A 19315-nucleotide genomic window follows, 5' to 3' on the forward strand; every position below is an offset into this window, starting at 1 on the left:
GCGACGCGCGCGCCGCAGTAGGCGTAGCCCTCGGCCGGACCCGGCGTCCGGCCCCGGGAGACCATGACAGCGGCACACAAGGGCGGCAGCGCGGCGCCCATCCCTCGCGAGAGCACGAGCGACATCCTGCGGCGGATCGAGGCCGCGCGCTCCGCCCTCGGCCCGGGCGCCGCCCTCGCGTTCGACGCGGACGGCACCCTCTGGGAGGGCGACGTCGGCATCGACCTGTTCGAGGCGTTCCTCGCCGGGCGCTGCGCGCGGCCCGAGGCCGAGGCGGCGCTGCGGCGCGAGGCCGAGGCGTTCGGCGTCGCGGCGGACGGCGGCGCGCACGAGATCGCGAGCGCGCTCTACGCGGCGTTCGCCGCCGAGCGCTACCCGGAGGACCGGGCCTTCGCGATGATGGCCTGGGCCTTCGCCGGGTGGCGCGAGGACGAGCTCGCCGCCCTGATCGACCGCGTGCTCGAGGAGAAGGGCCACGCCGGGCGCATCCGGCCGGCGCTCCTGCCGATCCTCGACTGGGCGCGGTCGCGGGGCGCCCCTGTGTACGTCGTCTCCGCCTCCCCGCGCGCCGTGATCGAGCGCGCGGTCCGGCGGCTCGGCGTCGCGCCCGAGCAGATCGCCGCCATGACCCCGGCCGTCCGCGAGGGCCGGCTCGCCGCGGAGCTCGCCGCGCCCGCGACCTACGGCGACGGCAAGACCCGCGCGCTCGAGCGCCTGTTCCCCGAGCTCGCGGTGCTTGCGGCGTTCGGCGACAGCGCGTACGACGCCGCCCTGCTGCGGACGGCCCGGGTGCCCGTCGCGGTCGCCCCGAGCCCGAAGCTGCTCGCGGTCGCGGGGTCGATCCCGGGGCTCGTCCTGCTCGACACCTGAGCTGCCGCCATGGCCACCCTCTCGCTCCGCGGCCTTACCCGACGCTTCCCGGGCGCCGAGCGCCCCGCCCTCGCCGGCCTGGACCTCGAGGTCGCGGACGGCGAGCTGCTCGTCCTCGTCGGCCCCTCCGGCTGCGGCAAATCCACGGCGCTCCGGCTGATCGCGGGCCTCGACAGCCCCGACGGCGGCACGGTCTCGATCGGCGGGCGCGACGTCGGCCGCGTCGCGCCCGAGGACCGCGACGTCGCCATGGTCTTCCAGGGCTACGCCCTGTACCCGCACATGACCGCGCGCGACATCATGGGCTTCCCGCTCCGGATGCGCGGGGTCGCGAAGGCGGAGCGGGCGCGCCGCGTGGAGGAGGCGGCGGCGCTGCTCGGCATCGGCCACCTGCTCGCTCGCCGCCCCGGCGAGCTCTCGGGCGGCGAGCGCCAGCGCGTGGCCATGGGCCGCGCGATCGTGCGCGCGCCGGCGGCGTTCCTCTTCGACGAGCCGCTCTCGAACCTCGACGCCGCGCTGCGCGCCGAGCTCCGGGTCGAGCTCGCGGCGCTCGTGCGCCGCCTCGGCACGACGTCGGTCTACGTGACCCACGACCAGATCGAGGCCATGACCATGGGCGACCGCATCGCCGTGCTGCGCGCCGGCGAGCTCCAGCAGGTCGGCCCGCCGCGCGCCATCTACGAGGCGCCGGCGAACACCTTCGTGGCCGGCTTCCTGGGCACGCCGGCGATCAACCTGGTCCCGCTCGAGCGCGCCGGCGATCGGTACGCGAGCGCGGCGCTCTCGCTGCCCGCCCCGCCGGGGGCGGCGCTCCCGGAGCGGGTCATCGCGGGCGTGCGGCCCGAGCACCTGCGCGTCGCGCCGGGGGCGCAGGGCGGCGCGGGGGCGTGGGGCGACGCCGGGGCCGCGGGCGACGGGGCGCGGGGCGAGGTGGAGGTCGAGGCGCGCGTCGTGGTCGCCGAGCCGCTCGGCGCCGAGACGTTCCTGTACCTCGAGGCCGGCGGCGCGCGGCTGCGCGCGCGGGCGCACGGCTTCGCGACGCCCGCGCCGGGGGAGGCGGTGCGCGCGCGGCTCGACCCGGGCGCCGTGCTCTGGTTCGACGCGGGCTCCGGCGCGCGGATCGCCCCGCCGCGGGGCGCGTCATGAGCGGAGCGGTCCGCGCCGTGGGCGGGGAGGCCGCGCCGTGAGCGGGCGCGCGCGCGGCGCCGCGCGGTCCGGGTCGAGCGCCGCCGTGTCGCGGCGCGACGCGCTCCGGGCGCTCGCCGCGTCGATCGCCGCGGCCGCGGCCGGCGCCGCCGTCGCGTCCGAGGCGGTCGACTGCGCACGGCGCACGCCGGACGGGCGCATCGGGGCCTCGCTGTGGTTCGCCTACGGCGGCAAGAACCGCGAGGTGCTCCTGTCGCTCGTCGACAAGTTCTACCGCTCGCAGGGCATCTACCGCATCGACGCGGTGTACCAGGGCGACTACTTCGAGGCGCTCGCCAAGCTGCGGACCGCGCTCGCGGCGCGCGCGGCGCCCGCGCTGACGCACGTGGTCGGCGAGGTGGTGCCGTACCTGGCCGAGGCGGGCGTCCTCGAGCCGCTCGATCGGTTCATCCGCGCGCCCCCTCCCGGGCACGGCGACATCGACGTGGTCGAGGCGCTCGGCCAGGCGGGGACGTTCGTCGGCGGGGGCGAGCGCCCGCTCGTGTGCCTGCCGTTCAACCGGTCGACGCCGATCGCCTACTACAACCGGAATGTGTTCCGCGAGCTCGGGCTGTCGCCGCCGTCGACCTGGGACGAGCTCCGCGCGACGGCCGCGCGGCTCGTCGTGCGCGACGGCGCGAGCACGCGGCGGTGGGGCTTCGAGTGCCCGGTGGACTGGTGGTTCTGGGCGGCGCTCGTCGGGCAGGCCGGCGGCGACGTCGTGGGCCCGGACGGCACGCCCACGCTCGGCGGCGACGCGGGCGTGCGCGCGCTCCGGTTCTGGCAGACGCTCGTGCACGAGGACCGCACGATGAAGCCGCCGCCGGGGCGTGATTACAACGCCTGGCAGGTGGTGAACACCGACTTCCTGTCCGGCCGGGTCGCGATGATCTGGACCTCGACCGCGTTCCTCCGGTACCTGGAGGACAACGCGAGCCAGGCGGGCGCGGGGAGGTTCGAGGTGGGCGCGGCCCCGCTGCCGCGCGACGTGCGCGCCTCGGTGCCCACGGGCGGGACGATGTTCGTGATGCCGCGGGGCGCGGCGCCGTCGGCGCAGGAGGCGGCGTTCGCGTTCCTGCGCTGGATGATGCAGCCGGAGCAGGCGAACTCGTTCGCGACGCGGACGGGCTACATCCCCGTCTCGCGGCGCGGCCTCAAGGACCTCACGCGGGACGGCTACTACGCCGCGCACCCGAACGATCGCGTCGCCCTGGACCAGCTCGCGCACGCCGCGCCCTGGCCCTGGTCGCCGGACCTGTTCCGTATCCAGCGCGAGGTGGTGCAGCCTCGGCTCGAAGAGGCGGTGCTCGTCCCGCGCGACGCCGCCGAGACCCTCTCCGAGGCCGTCCGCGCGGCGCGCGAGCGATGAAGCCCAAGCACCCCCTCTCGCCGTACCTGCTCCTCCTGCCGACCGCGGCCTTCCTGGCCGTGTTCTTCCTGGTCCCGCTCCTGCTCGCGGCGAAGAACAGCTTCTACGCGTGGGATCTGCTCACGCCGCCGCGGTACGTCGGGCTGCGGAACTACGAGGTACTCGCCGGGAGCGGCGAGCTCGCCGGCACGCTCCTCCGCACGCTCGGCTACAGCGCCGTCGTGGTGACGCTCTCCGGCTCGCTCGGGCTCGCGCTGGCGGTGGCGCTCGATCGGCCCGGGCCGGTCTACGCCTTCGTGCGCGGCGCGGTGTTCAGCGCCTATGTCGTGTCGTGGGTCGCGGTGGCGCTCCTCTGGATGTGGATCCTCGACGCCGAGGGCATCGTCTCGGCGGCGCTCCGCGGGCTCGGCCTGCCGGCGATGAGCTGGCTCGGCGATCCCCGGTCGGCGCTGCTCGCGCTGGCCGCGGTGAGCGTCTGGAAGATCACGGGGTATGCGATGGTCATCTTCCTGGCGGGCCTGCAGGACATCCCGCGCGCGCTGCACGAGGCGGCGGCGCTCGACGGCGCCGGCCCGTGGCGGCGGTTTCGCCACGTGACGTGGCCGCTGCTCCGCCCGAGCGCCGCGTTCGTGGCGACGACGAGCCTCATCCTCTCCTTCCAGGCGTTCGACGTGATCCGCGTGATGACGCAGGGCGGGCCGGTCAAGTCGACGACCCTCTTCGTCTACGCCATCTACGAGCACGTCTTCGTGAACCTGCGGGTCGGCCGGGCGAGCGCGATGATCGTGATCTTCTTCGGGGTCTTGCTCCTCTTGACGGTCCTGCAGCTCTGGGCGCTCCGCGCGGGCGTCCCGCGCGAGGGGAGGCGGCCGTCGTGACGGCGGGGCGCGGCGGCGGCGCGGGCGCGGGGCTCTTCAGCGCGCGCGCGCGCCGGCTCGTCTCGGACCTCGTGCTCCTCGCGGTGGCCGTCGTGTGGCTCGGGCCGTACGTGTGGATGACGATCACCTCGCTGAAGACGCTGCCCGAGATCACCCGCGCTCCGGCGTACCCGTTGCCGCAGGCGATCCAGCTCGGCGCGTACCGCGAGGTGCTCCAGGCGGTGCCGGTGATGCGGTATTTCGCCAACACCGTGTTCATGGCGACGGCCATCGCGCTCTTGCAGATCGCCCTGGCGCTCCCGGCCGGCTATGCCCTCGCGAAGCTCAGGTTCGTCGGGCGGGGCGCCGCGTTCGTCCTCGTGCTCTCGTGCCTGCTCATCCCGGCGCAGGTGACGTTCGTGCCGGTGTTCACGATGCTCGGCGCGGCCGGCCTCGTGAACACGTTCGCGGCGCTGATCCTCCCCTTCGGGGTCAGCGCGCTCGGGACGTTTCTCGTGCGGCAGGCGCTGCTGTCGGTGCCTGACGAGATCATCGAGGCGGCCAGGATGGATGGGGCGGGCGAGCTCAGGATCATCTACCTGATCCTCGGCCCGATGCTCCGGCCGACGCTCTCGGCGCTGTTCCTGTTCAGCTTCGTCTTTCACTACAACGATTACTTCTGGCCGCTCGTCATGACGACGGACGACCGGGTGCGCACGTTGCCGCTCGCGATCGCCCTTTTGCGGGAGCAGGGGACGGGGGTCCGCTGGCACCTCGTGATGGCCGGCAACGTGATCCTGAGCCTGCCCGTGCTCCTCGTGTTCGCGGCGGCGCAGCGGCAGCTCCTGCGCGCGGTGACGGCGCGGGTCTGAGCGGATCGGGCGCCTGGGCGGGGCCGACACTCGAGGCAGCCGGGCTGCTGGAAGCGCGGCTTGGCCGGCCGGCGTGTGCATCGGCGTGGCAGTGGGCGCGGGGCGTGATCGCGCTTGCCACCCACGCTGGTGCGGCCGGCCTGCGCCGCGCCGGGCTGGCGATCGCCGCGAATCGCGGCGGGCCGCGGCGCCGGATGGAGGGGAGGGCGCTGCGCGGTTTGTTCTCGTCCGGGCGCCCTGGTTTCTGGCCCGGTCGTCGCACGGCTCGCGGCGGCAAGCGCAGCGCCGGCCCGGCGCCGCGGGAGGAGATCCACGATGACGACGACCGAACCGATGATGCGGAAGGAAGAGGGCAAGGTCACGCAGAGGATCGAGGAGCGGACCGGCAGGGTTCCGTCCGGTGCCTATCTCGGGCTGGCGATCGGCTCGATGCTGATCTCGGCCGGCTGCATGCTGGCCGGCAAGAGGCAGGCTGCGAACTTCATCGGCCAGTGGGTGCCTTCGCTGCTCGTGATCGGCCTGTACAACAAGCTGGTCAAGATCGAGCACGAGATGGGATTCGGCGGAACCTACCGCTGACGGCGGCCTGCTGCGGACGGCGGCGAGCTCGCCCTCGAGCTCGTCGTCGGCGTCGTGCCCGAGCTCGGGGCAGGGGGAAGGCAGCGCCGTCGCACTCCTGGCGGGATGACGACGGCCTCTGGCCGGATGACGACGGGTCGCCCCACCGATGACGACGGCATCCGGCCGGATGACGACGGGTCGCCCCACCGATGACGACGGCATCCGGCCGGATGACGATGGGCTCTGGCCGGATGACGACGGGCTCCGGCCGGATGACGACGGGCTCCGGCCGGATGACGACGGGCTCCGGCCGGATGACGACGGGCTCTGGCCGGATGACGACGGCTCCGATCTCGGATGACGACGCCTCGTCCCGGAATGACGACGATCTCCGCCGCGATGCCGGCAGCCGCGCGGCGCGGGCCGCGCCGGCGTCGCCGAGAGACATGCTCCCGCTGGCGCTCGCCGTCCCGATGCCAAGAACGTGCGATTCCCTCGACGTCTCGAGCCACAGCCGCCTAGCTTGCGGTCATGGCCAAACCTACCTCTCACCTCGAAGAGACCGACGACAACGACCCCACCCTCGAAGCCCTGGCCGAGCGCCTCGGCAAGCCAGAGCCTGGGCTCCTCGAGGCCTTGCTCGACGGCGCGACCGAGGCGCAGCTCGTCGAGCGGGGCAGGCAGATCGCCTCCTCGCGCGTCTTGACCGACATGCGCCGGCTCTACGCGACGGCGCACGCGTGCTGGGACGGGGCGTCGAAGGACAGGCGGGAGAAGCTGCGCGGCTTCTCTCCGGAGCTGCTCGCGCTCGCGGTCGAGCAGGCGATCGCGCTCGAACGCCTGCTCGACGTGCACGAGAGCGCCGGCCAGAAAAAGGACGCCACGCGCGCCACGCGGGACGCGGGGCTGCGCGAGCGGCTCTCGCGCGCCCTGCTCCTGCGCGATCAGGCCTACGAGGTCCTGCGCGGCGTCGCCGGCTCGGGCAAGGAGGCGCGCGAAGAGCTCGCGCAGGCGGTCGGCACCGCGGAAGACCCGGCCGCGCTCGCGCGCGGGCTCGCCCAGCTCGCCGCGTTAGGGAGGCGCTACCTCGCGCAGAAGAAGGGCCCGCTCGCCGTGCGCGCCAGGCTGATGCGGCTCGACCAGGACTACGTCGAGCGCCTCGAAGAGGTCGCCGAGGAGCTGATCCAGGCGGCGAAGGCGGCCGGCGCGCGCCCCGCAGGACAGAAGGTCACGAGCGGCGATCTCGACCGGGCCGACGGCATCAACCTCATCCTGCTCGAGCAGATCGTGCGCGTGTTCGAGCGCGCCAACGAGCAGGACCCGGCCATCCCGCGCCTCGTGCCCATCGCGACCCGGCGGCTCTTCAGCCGGAGGCCGAGGAAGAAGGCCGCCGGCGCGCCGAGCGGCGGCACCGCCGGCGGCGGCGCGACCAGCGGCACGCCGCCGGCGGAGGACGATCCGCTCGACGACGACGACGCGCCGGTCTGAACCGAGAGCGTTCTCCGCCGGGAGCGCGCGGCGCTGCTCCCGGCGCGGCGGCGCGCAGCCCTCGCCGCCGCGGTCGTCGACCCCGCTCTACGCCCGGTCTCCGACGCGCAGGATCCGGTTCGAGATGACGAACCCGAACGGGACGACGGACAGCGCAACCACGCTGAGCACGGCCCGGCTGGACAGGGAGCGCTCGAGCGCCGCCCGGAAGGCCGCGGAGAGCATCGCCAGGAAGAGCACGCCGTGCACGCTCCCGGCGATGCGCACCGCGACGGGGTAGCCAAGCGCGTATTTCAGAGGCATCGCCACGAGGAGCAGCAGCAGGAGAGATGCTCCCTCGACGATGCTCGCGATCCGGAGGGCCCGGCGCTCGTTCACGGCCGCACCTGCGCCCAGGTCGGCTTGACCACCATCAACGCCACGACGCAGACCACGGGCAGCGCGGACCATAGAAACGCGGAGAGGTCGCTGCGTTCTCGGCTGACGCAGTAGACCAGCACGGCGTTGCCGACGAGCGACAGGAGCAGCGCGCCCGCGATCCAGAGCTCGAACAGCGGCCAGCCGTTCAGGACCAAGAGCGCGTATCCAGACAGCCACGTCGCCAGCAGGCTGGGCGACGCGACGCGGTGCACGGCGCGCCTCCTCGCGGCTGGATCTTCGCACAGGAAAGCGCCGACGGCGCCGCCGGCGTACCCCATGACGCTCAGGAGCTTGAGCACGAGAATGCATCGATACGCGATCATCGGTACGCCTCCCGCCGGAGGTCCCTGATCCAGGGTTCAAGCATCGTAAGCGGCTCGGGGTCCAGCATCTCCGTGGCACGTGGCGGCGTCCGGGGCTGACGCCCGGGACTCCACGCGGACGCCAGTCTGGAGGACGGGCGCCCTCCGCGCGAGCGGCAAAAACGACAATGATCGACAGGATCTGGCCAGCGTCGCGCCCTGTGAAAACGAGGTCGCCGCCGCATCGCGAGGTCGCGGGTCACCCCGTCGCGGGAACATGGGCCCAGGGGGGAGACGATGCAGCGGCGAGCCGGCAGGGATCGCCGCCGTCGCGGCCGCTGCCGTTGTCGGAGGAAGAGGGGCGCGCCATGATGGCGCCATGCATCGGGTGGTGATCGTCGCGCTGGACGGGGTGGTCGCCTTCGATCTCTCGACGCCGATCGAGGTGTTCGAGCGCGTACGCCTCGCGAGCGGGCGCCCGGGGTATCAGGTGCAGGTCTGCGGCGTGAAGCGCGACATCGACGCCGGGCGATTTCGGATGAGGGTCCGGCGGGGGCTGTCGGCCCTGCGCAAGGCCGACACGGTCATCCTTCCGGGCATCGCGGACGTCTCTCGGCAGATCCCGGAGCCTCTGATCCGCGCCGTCCGACGAGCCGCCGAGCAAGGAGCGCGCGTCGCTTCGATCTGCAGCGGCGCGTTCTTGCTCGCCGCGACGGGGCTGCTCGACGGCAAGCGGGCGACCACGCACTGGCTCGCCGCCGAGGAGCTCGCGAGGCGCTTTCCGCGGGTATCGGTGGACCCCAGCGTCCTCTATGTCGACGAGGGGAAGGTGCTGACGTCGGCCGGAGCGGCCGCCGCGCTCGACCTGTGCCTGCACATCGTGCGGCGCGACTACGGGGCAGCCGTGGCCGCCACGGCGGCGCGCCTGTCCGTGATGCCGCTGGAGCGCGACGGCGGCCAAGCTCAGTTCATCGAGCGAGCGCCCCCTCCGACGGAGCATGTCTCGTTGAGCCGAGTGCTGGAGTGGCTGGAAGAGCACCTGCACGACGACCTCTCCCTCGGCGACATCGCGCGGCGAGCGGCGATGAGCGTCCGCTCCCTCAGCCGCCACTTCAAGGAGCAGACGGGCACGACGCCGCTCCAGTGGCTGCTCAAGGCGCGCGTCCGCCGGGCGCAGGCGCTGCTGGAGACGACGCCCCTCTCCATCGAGCGGGTCGCGTCCAGCGCCGGGTTCGGCTCGGTCGCGGCCTTCCGGCAGCACTTCCATCGGGTGGCCGGGATCAGCCCGCAAGCCTACCGCCGTGCGTTCCAGAGCCGTCCCCGGCGCGCCAGCTGATCTCGACGGCGCCGGGTCACTCCCGGCAAGGGAGCTCGCAGCCCTCGCCGCCGCAGTCGATCCCGCCCCCGTCCCCGTTCTCCACGCCGTCCGTGCGCGCTGGCTCCTCGCAGGCGCCCGCGTTGCGCCTCACAGCCGGGCGAGCCGTCCGTCTTCGAGCAGCACCCAAGGGGCAGAAGGCGAGTACGCCTCGGTCCCGGCGATGGGCAGGCTTGGCGCATCCGTGAGCTCGTCGAGCCCCTTGTCCCGGAGCCGCATCCCGCGTTCGGTGAGGCGGTAGACCTCCGAGAGCATGGGGTAGCCAGCATTGGGCGGCTTTGGACCGGGCGCGCGCTCTACGAATGCGCTCGAACTGTGGTCTGCCCAGTGCTCCAGCCGGCGCGGGAGAAACAGGTCGCCTGTGCAGGAAAGCATCCGCCATAAATGCATTCCAGATCGCATGTCGCGACTAATCACCGCGAGAGGAGTCTGCCATTCTGTCGACAGGATGGTCATGAGCAGCTCGTCGAATCGGCTGAGACGCAGGGCTCCGTCCGCAGTCCTTCTTGGAAAAAAGGAAGAGAGGAATGCCCATAAGGGGGCGAGCTCTGGAAATCCTTCGACACCACGTGTGCAACTCTGCGTGAACCTCCTCGGGTCCGCTGCGGTGTACTGGCTCCAGAGGCGAACGGCACGCCGGTAGCCTTCGCGCGGCCAGGGGCGCGCTTCACGGAGCCGCGCCGGGATGGTACCCAGCTCGGAGGCGGAGCACCACGTCGGCACGGCAGACTCTCGCGCATCCAGCCCGCGGAATGGCGGGTCCAGCTCGACGACAACGATGTCCTTACGCGGGATGCCACACTCGTGCAGCCTACCGCAGACTCTCCAGAGACCCACGCGCTCGCGCAGATTTGTGGACGAAACCCACACGACAACCACGGGGCCTATCTTATTATCATCACTGATGGGGTCGACGAAAGAGCCCCACCATGCCTGACGCGCAAGGACATGCTCTGAGGTGCCCATGCGGGACGGCCCAACAAGAAGGCAGTCGGAGTCAACGGTCGCGCTGGTGGCGCCTAGCGACGCAATGCGGTCCGCAACACGAGACTCAAACACTACATGTGTTGCACTAGCGATATCCACAGCGATAACACTCACTGGACTCATATGGTTCGTTGCGAAGGCAGTCGTCAAGGCAGTCGCGGCAGAACGTATAGCCACTTGTCGTTATGCGCGTGCAAGCCCGCCCTTTGGCCTGACAAACTTCGAAGTATTCGCTGCACCTGGTGACCGGGGCGCATCCTGCCATCAGTGCGAATGAGTCGCTGCCCACTTCTTCGCCCCCTCCTTCGCCTTTTTTGCCTTTGTTCGGGTAATCTCCCGCCCCCACGGATTCTGTCGGGTATCCAGCACCCGCGCTCCCGGGCTCCACCGTGTCGCAGGTGTAGGTCAAGTCGCATGCCGACGCGAGCACCATCGCGAGCCCGACGCACAGCACGAGCGCGCTCGCCTTTACCTTCAGGCCGTGTCCCATGTCTTCTCCCCGTTCCGGATGCGCGCGTCTGATCTCCCAGCAGAGAGGCGGCGTCAACAAGTGATCTGGGCCACATTGCGTCCGTGCGGTCCCTGCACATGAGAACCGGAGTGCGACCGGGCCTCCAGATTGGCCTCCGGGTTCGATTCCCGGCGCCTCGACCATGGAGCGCCGCCGCCCCTCGCCGCACCGCCTGCCTAGCGCATGCCCACGACGAGCCATGCTCGGGCCAGGGCATCCCCGTCGTCACAACGGGGCAGCATCTCCGCTGGCCTCAGCGATCGGGGTAGCTAGGGGAGCGGCGCCAGGGCGCCTTCAAGGAGCGCCGGGTCACTCCCGGCACGGAAGCTCGCAGCCCTCGCCGCCGCAGTCGATCCCGCCCTCGTTCCCGTTCTCCACGCCGTCCGTGCACGTCGGTGCCTGGCAGACGCCCGCCCAGCAGACGCCGCTCGCACAGTCGGTCGGCCTGGCGCAGCCCTCGCCGACCGGGCAGCGCGAGCAGCTGTCCTTGCCGCAGTCCACGCCGGTCTCGTCCCCGTTCTTCATGCCGTCGGCACACGTGGGGGACGCGCAGACACCTCCACGACACACGCGATCCTGGCAGTCCGAGCCCCTGGCGCAGCGCAGGCCCGTGGCGCACGGCCGGCACGCGCCGCCGCAATCGAGGTCCGTCTCTCCGAGGCCCGCATCCAGCCGGTTGTTGACGCAGTGGCCAGGGACGCAGCGCGTGCCGTCGCACGCCAGCCCGCTGGGGCAATCCAGCATCGGGTCTGTGTCGAGGCACTCGACGCACACCCCGTGGGCGCACACGCCGAGATCGATGCCAGGGCCCGAACACGGCTCGTCGTGGATCAGCCTGACATACGGTCTCTCGTGATCACAGCGATCCGTGGTGCACAGATTCCCGTCATCGTAGGTGTCTTCCTGCTCCTCCTGGACGATGAGCTCGCCCTTGGCCGTACACTTGAGCTGCATGCAGTCGCCCCGGACCTGGGAGTCGATCCTGCCCTCGTGGATCTCCACCTCGCAGAGCCCGTCGACGCACCGCCCCGTCCCGCACCGCGGGCTCGGCGGGCCAGGGCACTCGGCGTCGCTCACACACTCTTTCTCACAACCCGGCGTGCCCGCGGCGCACTGGTCGCAAGGGAGGCACTCCCGCAAACACGCCGGATCCGTCGACCCCCGCTTGCAACAGATGCGCTCCGTCGGGTCGATGCACACGCAGGCGTTCCCGGCGCACGTCGTGCCGGGAATGGTCTGGACATTCGACCAGCAATCGATGGGCGACGTGCACTCGCCGCCGGTAGGCGGCCGGTCGCACGCAAGAAAACCCGCGATGGGGAGAGAGCCGAGGAGAAACAAAGAGGTGAAGATGTAGCGCTTGACAGATCGATCCACGGTCCAGTCCTCCGGCACGAGGGCTGCGGCGCACCCGCCCCGCGGCCCTGTCCGCCGGGGCGCCGGGCGCCGTCACCATCGGATCCTACCAGCAACGATCGTCACCTCCGAGGCCTTCGCGCAAGTTTCCATCAGCGGCCGCGAGCGCATCGCGTCTCGTGAGCCGGGTGACCTCGCGCTCACCAGACGCCCCTCACCGCGACAGCGCCGGCGGAGACCACGACCTCCGCTCTCTGCCGAGGCCAGAGGGCGTACGCGAGGGTACCGGCCGCCACGGCGCCGCCGAGGATGAGGCTCGCCGCGCCGAACGCGCGCGCGGTCTCCATCGTGTCCCAGTGCGCGTGCGCCCTGTCGCAGGCGGGCGAGGGGAGATAGCAGCGGTTCGGGCCCGCGTCCTGCGCGGCCCTGATCCCGGCATTCAGCTCCACTTCTCCCAAGGCGAAGAGGCCAGCGCCGGCCGCCACGAACACCCCGGCCCCGATCCCGCCCGCGACGACGACGGCTCGCGATGCCGCCGGCGGCGCGGGCGGTCCCCCGGAAGCGACGCGCGCGCCGCTGGCCTGCGCGCGCGCCGGAGGTCTCGTCTCCGGTTTGCGCGGGGTGAGCCTCGCTTCCCGCATCTCGCGGCGTGGCACGTTGACCTCGGCCTCCGCAATGGCGCCGTTCAGCGCCGCGCGGACGACGTGCCGGCCGGGCAGGACCGGGACCGCGCCTCCAGCCGCGATCTCCGCCGGCTCGCCGTCGATCGTGATCATGGCGCCCGCCGGGGCGACAATGCGGATCTCGCCGACGAGCTGGCGCGCGCGCGCCAGGTCGGCGAGCCGCGACGCGTAGAGGGCGCGCTCGTCAGGCGTCTTCGGCGCGCGCATGATCTCCTTGCATCGCGTCAGCCAGCGCACGGCCATGACCGGATCGCCCATGCGGTGCGAGAGCGCCCCGACGTTGCAGGCAGCTACCTGGGAGCGATCCAGCTCCCAGACCGAGAGCCACGCCTCGCGCGAGTCCGCATATCGCCCCTCCCGAAAGGCGGTATTCGCCTGGGCGGCGAGCTGGGACCGCGCTTGCGCCTGCGCCGCAGCCGAGGATGCCTCAGGTTGCGCCTCGGCGCGACCCGCGAGCAGCAGAGAGAGAGCAACCCCGGCCTGCGACGCCATCTTGCTCCGGAGGACCCTCACCACGGTTCGAAACTCCTGATCACATGCGCACGACGAGCCCCCGGAGACGCGGGGCCGGCACCCGCCCCCCCTCGCACGACATCGCGCAGGAGGCAGGTGTCCGCCGGCTGGTCGCAACACCCACCGGCCGGCAGCCATCCTACGTAACGATCGTTTCCAGCTCAAGACCTCCCCGCGAGCACCTCGTCTCGCGGAGCTGCCGGCCCGCGCCGGGAGTTCCCTCCGGCGAGGCTCCCGCGGGGCGCTCCTCTCCGCCCAGGGCGAAGGATGAGCCGCGTGGAGCGCCGCCGGTACACCCGCTCCCCGCGGACCAGCGCGCGCCCCCTTCGCACCACGCCTGAGAACGCGCATTCCCGCTCCGGCCTCCGGCCTCCGGCGCCGCGCGGCGCGCGCCGCGCCCGGCGATGGCCGCCGTCCAAATATCGACATCTCCCTGGAATCCTTCTTGCTGAGCTCGCGCGCGCGGTGAACGGAGGACCTCATGCGTCAGCGACTTTCTCGTTCTCTTGTCCTGGTAGGGCTCTTCTCCTCGGGTGTTTTCTCTTCCCTCCTCGCGGCCTGCGGGCCGGAGGACCCCATGCCGACGCCCGGCTTCGGCATCGACGGCTCTGATCCACAGATCATGGTGACGGAGGTCCCGCCGCCGGCCATCAGCGGCGGAACGCTGCTCATCGCCGCCGACGGGCGCACGGCGGTCGCGGCGGACCCCGACCGCGATCGCGTCTGGATCGTGGACCTCGACGGCGGCGAGCCGGCCGCGGTCGCGCTCGCGCGCGGGGACGAGCCCGGGCGCCTCGTCGAGGACGCGAGCGGCCGGGTCCACGTGGCGCTCCGGCGTGCCGGCGCCGTGGCGACCCTCGACATCGCATCGCGATCCGTCGTCGAGCGTCGGGAGGTCTGCCGCGCGCCCCGCGGGGTCGCCTTCGACGCGTCGCGCGACGCCATCCACGTCGCCTGCGCCGGCGGCGAGCTCGTGACGCTCCCCGCCGCCGGCGGCCCCGCCGTCCGCAAGATCCGCCCCGCCCCCGACCTGCGCGACGTCGTGGTCGAGGGCGACCGGCTCCTCGTCAGCCGCTTCAAGTCCGCCGAGACCCTGGTCGTCGGCCCCGAGGGCGAGGTGCTCTCGCGCCGCACGCTCCCCGCCTTCCGCTCCAACGGGTTCAGCACCTCCGATTACGCGCCTTCCGTGGCCTGGCGCATGGTGCCGCGCGCCGAGGGCGGCGCGCTGATGGTGCACCAGCGCGCCATGGCGTCGCAGGTCACCCTCAGCCCGGGCGGCTATTACCAGGCAGGCGATTGCGATGGGAACATCGTGCACGGCGCGATCAGCCGGATCGCCCCGGCGGATACTCCCGACACGGCGGCCTCGCCGCCGCCCGCGGCCGCCATCCCGGGCGTCTCGCTGCCGGTCGACATCGCGCTATCGCCCGACGGCAGCCGCGTGGCCGTGGTCGGGGCCGGCAACGACGTGGTCGTGACCGCGGCCGCCGGCAACCTGACGCGCGACTCCGTGTCCGCCAACTGCAACCCCGAGGTCACCTCGCAGCCGGTGGACGGGCAGCCGGTCGCCGTGGCGTTCAGCGCCCGAGGGGACATCGTCGTGCAGCTGCGCGAGCCGGCCGCCCTGGCCGTGCTCGGCGGGCGCACCATCGCGCTTCCGGGCGAGAGCGTCAGAGACACAGGCCACGACATGTTCCATCGCCCGCCGAACGGCTTCAGCGCCGTCGCGTGCGCGTCGTGCCACCCCGAGGGGCACGAGGACGGACACACGTGGAACTTCGACCCCGTGGGCCTGCGCCGGACCCAGACCGTGGGCGGCGGCATCCTGAAGACGGCGCCCCTCCACTGGAGCGGCGACATGCAGGATCTCGCCGGCCTGATGGGAGAGGTGTTCGTCTCCCGCATGGGCGGCCCGAAGCCCGGCGCCCGGCGGCTCGACCTGATGGCCCGCTACATCGACAGCCTGCCCGCCTTCCCGGCGTCGCCGCCCGAGGACGAGGCCGCCGTCGCGCGCGGCGCCGCGCTCTTCCACGACAAGAAGGTGGCCTGCGCCGACTGCCACGGCGGCCCGATGCTCACCAACAACCGGAACGAGGATGTCGGGACCGGTGAGCTCTTGCAGGTGCCCTCGCTCATCGGCATCGCCGGGCGCGCGCCGTTCATGCACGACGGCTGCGCGGCGACGCTCCGCGATCGCTTCGATCCCGCGTGCGGCGGCCGCGATCACGGCGACGTCTCCGGCCTGACCTCCGCGCAGTTCGACGATCTCGTCGCCTACCTCGAGTCGCTCTGAGCCCTCGCCCCGCCGCGCTCCCCGCGCGACGCGATTGAGGCGTTCCTCATCACCCGGGGCCGATTGCCACGATCGCGCCCCGCCATCGTCCGGCCGGCGCGGCGCTGGATCCGCAATAGACGGGAAATCCGGACGCGCGTCAGGCGACATCGCGGCGCTCGCGGACGGCACAGCGGTTGCTCCTTGATCGACGCAGACACCGCGGTTCGATGGATCCGAGCCACAGGCACGGTCTTGTCTTCTTCTCACGACAGGGCGAGCCGGGCTTCCAGCGGAGAAGCGGACCCGCGCGGCGGCGCGAGCTCGCCAAGGAGGACACCATGCCGAGAGGCGATAAGTCGAGCTACACGGACAAGCAGAAGCGGCAGGCCGAGCACATCGAGGAAGGGTACGAGAAGCGCGGCCTTTCGGAGGGCGAGGCCGAGCGGCGGGCCTGGGCGACCGTCAACAAGATGACCGGCGGAGGGAAGAAGTCGGGCTCGGGGGTGGGCAAACCGGTGAACAAGGAGCCGGCGAAGAAGGGGGGCCGCAAGGGCGGCGCCGCCTCGAAGGCGAGGCCGGCCTCGGCGCGGAGCGCGGCGGCGAAGAAGGCGGCCGCGACCCGCAAGCGGAACGCCGCGGCCCGCGCCGGCCAGGGCGCGGCGGCGAAGAAGGCGGCGCCGAAGAGCGCGGGGTCGGGCGCGCGCAAGGGCGCGGGGTCGGGCGCGCGCAAGGGCGCGGGGTCGGGCGCGCGCAAGGGCGCGGGGTCGAGCGCGCGCAAGGGCGCGGGGTCGAGCGCGCGCAAGGGCGCGGGGTCGAGCGCGCGCAAGGGCGCGGGGTCGAGCGCGCGCAAGAGCAGCGCCTCGCGCAAGACGGCGAGCAGCCGCCCCCGCGCCACGCAGGGCACGGCGCGCCGCAGCGGAGCCAGCGCTTCGCGGACGACGAGCTCGCGGCGCACCGGGACAGGAGCGCGGCGCTCCGCGAGCGGATCCTGACCTCGGCGCGAGGAGGGGAGAGGGGACGGCCATGCAGGAACTTCAGAGCAACGGGGCGCCGGACGGCGAGGGGCGCGTGGCGAGGGACGAGTCCGGACCGCAGGAGGAGAGCCCGAAGGGGCGCGCGTTCCTCGCGAGCCTCGTGCGGGAGCTGTTCCAGACGGAGCGCTCGGCGAAGGCGCACCCGCTGGTAGAGGCGGAGCGCCTCGGCGATGTGCCGCCGGCGCACGCCATGCGGGCGGTCTCGGCCCACGCCGAGGCCGTGCTGACGGAGCTCCCGTCGCTCTTCGGCGAGCGCGGGCTGCCCATCAGCGCGGGCGGGAGCGCGGTGGGCCACGTCTTCTCGGCGCTGCGCGACGACCTCGCCGATTACCTGCTGAACGCCGAGAAGTCCTACCGCGGCACGCTGCTCGGGATGCGCCACGGCATCGACCTCGTCGAGCTGATCCAGTACGTCGCCGCGGCAGAGGGCGACACGCACCTCGCGGCGTGGTGCGCGCGCTGGCTCGCGGCGCGCAAACCCCTCGTCGAGGCGGCCGCCGGCGAGCTCGCGTGGTTCGCGGCGCGCCCGGCGCGCGCCACCCGCGCGGCGAAGGACAGCGCGGTCGCCCACCTCCTCCAGGGCCTCGTCCATGGCGCCGAGCTCGCGGCGCACCGGCTCCGCCGCCTCGCCGCGCTCGCCGGTTGACGCCCGACGGCCGCGCGCCGACAGAGCCCGGCGCACGGCGAGCCGGCGCGCGCCGGGCGCCGCCGCGGCGCACGACGGCGGCGCGGCGGCACGGCGCGGGGGTCGTCTTTGCACAGAAGCGCTGAACGAGCGCTGAATGAGCGCTGAACGAGCCCTCGACGAGCGCTACGCTCGGGCGAGGACAGCCCAGCACCCACGAGGTCCATGGAGAACACGCATTCGAAGAGGGGGAGCGGGGAGCGCGCCGAGCGGGTCTCGCCCCCGGGCGAGGGCGCGACGGCAGAGCCCGCGCCGCGCGGCGCAGCGGGGGCGGCGCCGCGCGAACAGGAGCGCCACACGCTGCACGAGCCGTCCGCGGACTGCGCGCTGATCGACGCCTTCTTCCAGGCGACGACCGCCGGGCTCGGCGTGATCGACCGCGATCTCCGCGTGGTGCGGCTCAACCAGGCGCTGGCGGACATCAACGGCATCCCCCTCGAGGCGCACCTCGGCAGGACCATCCCCGAGCTGCTCCCGGAGATGGGCGACGCGATCGTCGCCCAGCTCCGGCGCGTCCTGGAGACCGGGGTGGCGTTCACCGCCGAGGTGACGGGGCGGACGCGGTCCTCGGACCTGCCGCGCTCCTGGCTGGTCAATTACGCGCCTGTGCGGGCGAAGGACGGGGGCGTCATCGGCGTGGGGGCCGTCGTGCTCGACATCACCGAGCGCAAGCGGACCGAGGACCGGCTCCAGGAAGAGGGGGAGACGCTCGAGCTGCTCAACCTCACGGGCAAGCAGCTCGCGGCCGAGCTCGATCTGGAGAAGCTCGTGCAGGCGGTGACCGACGCGGCCACGCGGCTCTCCGGCGCGCAGTTCGGCGCGTTCTTCTACAACGTCACGAACGCCGAGGGGAAGAGCTACATGCTCTACACGATCTCGGGCGTGCCGCGAGAGCACTTCTCGGGGTTCCCGATGCCGCGCAACACGGACGTGTTCGCGCCGACCTTCAACGGAGAGGGCGTGGTGCGCCTCGACGACGTCACGCAGGACCGGCGCTACGGGAACAACGCTCCTTACCACGGCATGCCGACTGGCCATCTGCCGGTGGTCAGCTACCTGGCCGTGCCGGTGGTCTCTCGCTCCGGGAGCGTCATCGGCGGGCTGTTCTTCGGGCACTCGGCGCGGGGCGTCTTCACCGAGCGGGCGGAGAAGCTGGTGGTCGGCCTCGCGGCTCAGGCCGCCATCGCGATGGACAACGCGCACCTGTTCCGGCGGGCGCAGCAGCTCATCCAGGCCCTCGAGCGGAGCAACAAGGAGCTCGATCGCTTCGCCTACGTGGCGAGCCACGATCTGAAGGCGCCGCTCCGCGCCATCGCGAACCTGTCGCAGTGGATCGAGGACGATCTCGTGGACAAGGCGTCGCCGGAGACGCGCCAGCACATGGATCTGCTCCGCTCGCGCGTGGTCCGGCTCGAGGCGCTCATCGAGGGGATCCTGCGCTACTCGCGCGCTGGACGCGTGCGCGACAAGCCCGAGAGCGTGGACGTCCGGAAGCTCCTCGACGACGTGCTCGCGCTGCTCACGGTGCCCGAGGGCGCGTCGATCGAGATCGCGGCGGGCATGCCGACGCTCCTCGCGGAGCGGGTCCCGCTCGAGCAGGTCTTTCTCAACCTGATCGGCAACGCGTTGAAGTACGCCGATCGCCCCGACCCGCGCGTCGAGGTGCGGGGGCGGGATCTGGGCGAGCTCTGGGAGTTCTCGGTGAAGGACAACGGGCCCGGGATCGCCCCGCAGTACCACCAGAAGGTCTGGGAGATCTTCCAGACCCTGAACCCGCGCGACAACGTCGAGGGGACGGGCATCGGGCTCTCGATCGTCCAGAAGATCGTGCTCAGCAAGGGCGGCCGGGCGTGGGTCGAGTCGGAGAAGGGCGCCGGCGCCACGTTCTTCTTCACCTGGCCGCGGAGCGAGCCGGACGTCGGGAGCGGCGTGCGCTGAGCAGGGCCGGCCGCGGCGCGCCGCCGTGCGGGCC

18 protein-coding genes are annotated in these 19315 nt (G+C 72.7%); 13 read left to right on the forward strand and 5 right to left on the reverse strand.

What is annotated here, in order from left to right; translation table 11 throughout:
* Positions 1–63 precede the first annotated feature (63 nt).
* The 8 genes from NQZ70_RS52570 (at position 64) to NQZ70_RS52605 (ending at position 7202) form a co-directional block, all read left to right on the forward strand.
* Positions 64–870: an HAD family phosphatase gene (locus tag NQZ70_RS52570; RefSeq protein ID WP_129580965.1), complete on the forward strand. Its 807-nt coding sequence runs from the start codon at positions 64–66 to the stop codon at positions 868–870.
* Between the two features lie 9 nt (positions 871–879).
* Positions 880–2016 (forward strand): ABC transporter ATP-binding protein, encoded by a 1137-nt coding sequence (locus NQZ70_RS52575; protein ID WP_129580966.1) that lies wholly within the window; start codon positions 880–882, stop codon positions 2014–2016.
* Between the two features lie 37 nt (positions 2017–2053).
* Positions 2054–3424 (forward strand): ABC transporter substrate-binding protein, encoded by a 1371-nt coding sequence (locus tag NQZ70_RS52580; protein ID WP_129580967.1) that lies wholly within the window; start codon positions 2054–2056, stop codon positions 3422–3424.
* A complete protein-coding gene (locus NQZ70_RS52585) occupies positions 3421–4302 on the forward strand; it encodes a carbohydrate ABC transporter permease (RefSeq protein WP_129580968.1) in 882 nt (293 codons plus the stop codon). The genes NQZ70_RS52580 and NQZ70_RS52585 overlap by 4 nt, the downstream gene beginning before the upstream one ends.
* On the forward strand, positions 4299–5153 hold the full coding sequence (locus tag NQZ70_RS52590) for a carbohydrate ABC transporter permease (protein ID WP_129580969.1): 855 nt from the start codon (positions 4299–4301) through the stop codon (positions 5151–5153). Before NQZ70_RS52585 ends, NQZ70_RS52590 begins: the two co-directional genes overlap by 4 nt.
* A 315-nt stretch (positions 5154–5468) precedes the next feature.
* Entirely contained in the window at positions 5469–5732 is a 264-nt protein-coding gene (locus NQZ70_RS52595) for a hypothetical protein (protein ID WP_129580970.1), read from the forward strand.
* Positions 5733–5880: 148 nt separating this feature from the next.
* A complete protein-coding gene (locus tag NQZ70_RS52600; protein ID WP_129580971.1) occupies positions 5881–6075 on the forward strand; it encodes a hypothetical protein in 195 nt (64 codons plus the stop codon).
* A 170-nt stretch (positions 6076–6245) separates the two neighbouring features.
* Complete coding sequence (locus NQZ70_RS52605) at positions 6246–7202, forward strand: hypothetical protein (protein ID WP_129580972.1); 957 nt, start codon at positions 6246–6248, stop codon at positions 7200–7202.
* 87 nt (positions 7203–7289) lie between these two features.
* On the opposite strand, the gene NQZ70_RS52610 is transcribed toward NQZ70_RS52605, so the two are convergent.
* Entirely contained in the window at positions 7290–7580 is a 291-nt protein-coding gene (locus NQZ70_RS52610) for a DUF3817 domain-containing protein (RefSeq protein ID WP_165374606.1), read from the reverse strand.
* Positions 7577–7945, reverse strand: a complete 369-nt coding sequence (locus NQZ70_RS52615; RefSeq protein WP_129580974.1) for a hypothetical protein — start codon at positions 7943–7945, stop codon at positions 7577–7579. The genes NQZ70_RS52610 and NQZ70_RS52615 overlap by 4 nt, the downstream gene beginning before the upstream one ends.
* A 358-nt stretch (positions 7946–8303) precedes the next feature.
* Between NQZ70_RS52615 and NQZ70_RS52620 the strand changes: the two genes are divergently transcribed.
* The gene (locus NQZ70_RS52620) at positions 8304–9260 is read left to right on the forward strand and encodes a GlxA family transcriptional regulator (protein ID WP_129580975.1); all 957 of its coding nucleotides are present in this window, start codon (positions 8304–8306) and stop codon (positions 9258–9260) included.
* Positions 9261–9389: 129 nt separating this feature from the next.
* Here the strand turns inward: NQZ70_RS52620 and NQZ70_RS52625 are convergent, their stop codons facing one another.
* The 3 genes from NQZ70_RS52625 to NQZ70_RS52635 form a co-directional block, all read right to left on the reverse strand.
* Entirely contained in the window at positions 9390–9755 is a 366-nt protein-coding gene (locus tag NQZ70_RS52625; RefSeq protein WP_237244870.1) for a hypothetical protein, read from the reverse strand.
* 1351 nt (positions 9756–11106) lie between these two features.
* Positions 11107–12174 carry a hypothetical protein gene (locus NQZ70_RS52630; protein WP_237244871.1) on the reverse strand — a complete coding sequence of 356 codons (1068 nt, stop codon included), beginning with the start codon at positions 12172–12174 and terminating at the stop codon, positions 11107–11109.
* Between the two features lie 179 nt (positions 12175–12353).
* Positions 12354–13352: a hypothetical protein gene (locus NQZ70_RS52635; RefSeq protein WP_129580976.1), complete on the reverse strand. Its 999-nt coding sequence runs from the start codon at positions 13350–13352 to the stop codon at positions 12354–12356.
* A gap of 574 nt (positions 13353–13926) precedes the next feature.
* Here NQZ70_RS52635 and NQZ70_RS52640 point away from each other — a divergent pair.
* From NQZ70_RS52640 to NQZ70_RS52655, 4 genes are all read left to right on the forward strand, one after another.
* The gene (locus NQZ70_RS52640; RefSeq protein ID WP_129580977.1) at positions 13927–15642 is read left to right on the forward strand and encodes a cytochrome-c peroxidase; all 1716 of its coding nucleotides are present in this window, start codon (positions 13927–13929) and stop codon (positions 15640–15642) included.
* A gap of 320 nt (positions 15643–15962) precedes the next feature.
* The gene (locus NQZ70_RS52645; protein WP_129580978.1) at positions 15963–16616 is read left to right on the forward strand and encodes a hypothetical protein; all 654 of its coding nucleotides are present in this window, start codon (positions 15963–15965) and stop codon (positions 16614–16616) included.
* Between the two features lie 31 nt (positions 16617–16647).
* Positions 16648–17304 carry a hypothetical protein gene (locus NQZ70_RS52650; protein WP_165374607.1) on the forward strand — a complete coding sequence of 219 codons (657 nt, stop codon included), beginning with the start codon at positions 16648–16650 and terminating at the stop codon, positions 17302–17304.
* Positions 17305–17508: 204 nt separating this feature from the next.
* Positions 17509–19281: a PAS domain-containing protein gene (locus NQZ70_RS52655; protein ID WP_129580979.1), complete on the forward strand. Its 1773-nt coding sequence runs from the start codon at positions 17509–17511 to the stop codon at positions 19279–19281.
* The last annotated feature ends 34 nt before the right edge of the window (positions 19282–19315 follow it).

It is taken from the genome of Sorangium sp. So ce836 (genome assembly GCF_028553905.1).
GTDB classification, from domain to species: domain Bacteria; phylum Myxococcota_A; class Polyangia; order Polyangiales; family Polyangiaceae; genus Sorangium; species Sorangium cellulosum_D.

Excerpts from the sequence above, each read along its gene's own strand:
- NQZ70_RS52570 (WP_129580965.1), top strand. The coding sequence starts at position 64 with ATGACAGCGGCACACAAGGGCGGCAGCGCGGCGCCCATCCCTCGCGAG.
- NQZ70_RS52600 (WP_129580971.1), top strand. The coding sequence starts at position 5,881 with ATGACGACGGCATCCGGCCGGATGACGACGGGTCGCCCCACCGATGAC.
- NQZ70_RS52605 (WP_129580972.1), top strand. The coding sequence starts at position 6,246 with ATGGCCAAACCTACCTCTCACCTCGAAGAGACCGACGACAACGACCCC.
- NQZ70_RS52655 (WP_129580979.1), top strand. The coding sequence starts at position 17,509 with ATGGAGAACACGCATTCGAAGAGGGGGAGCGGGGAGCGCGCCGAGCGG.
- NQZ70_RS52650 (WP_165374607.1), top strand. The coding sequence starts at position 16,648 with ATGCAGGAACTTCAGAGCAACGGGGCGCCGGACGGCGAGGGGCGCGTG.
- NQZ70_RS52620 (WP_129580975.1), top strand. The coding sequence starts at position 8,304 with ATGCATCGGGTGGTGATCGTCGCGCTGGACGGGGTGGTCGCCTTCGAT.
- NQZ70_RS52645 (WP_129580978.1), top strand. The coding sequence starts at position 15,963 with ATGCCGAGAGGCGATAAGTCGAGCTACACGGACAAGCAGAAGCGGCAG.
- NQZ70_RS52625 (WP_237244870.1), bottom strand. The coding sequence starts at position 9,755 with ATGACCATCCTGTCGACAGAATGGCAGACTCCTCTCGCGGTGATTAGT.
- NQZ70_RS52585 (WP_129580968.1), top strand. The coding sequence starts at position 3,421 with ATGAAGCCCAAGCACCCCCTCTCGCCGTACCTGCTCCTCCTGCCGACC.
- NQZ70_RS52640 (WP_129580977.1), top strand. The coding sequence starts at position 13,927 with ATGCCGACGCCCGGCTTCGGCATCGACGGCTCTGATCCACAGATCATG.
- NQZ70_RS52615 (WP_129580974.1), bottom strand. The coding sequence starts at position 7,945 with ATGATCGCGTATCGATGCATTCTCGTGCTCAAGCTCCTGAGCGTCATG.
- NQZ70_RS52595 (WP_129580970.1), top strand. The coding sequence starts at position 5,469 with ATGACGACGACCGAACCGATGATGCGGAAGGAAGAGGGCAAGGTCACG.
- NQZ70_RS52575 (WP_129580966.1), top strand. The coding sequence starts at position 880 with ATGGCCACCCTCTCGCTCCGCGGCCTTACCCGACGCTTCCCGGGCGCC.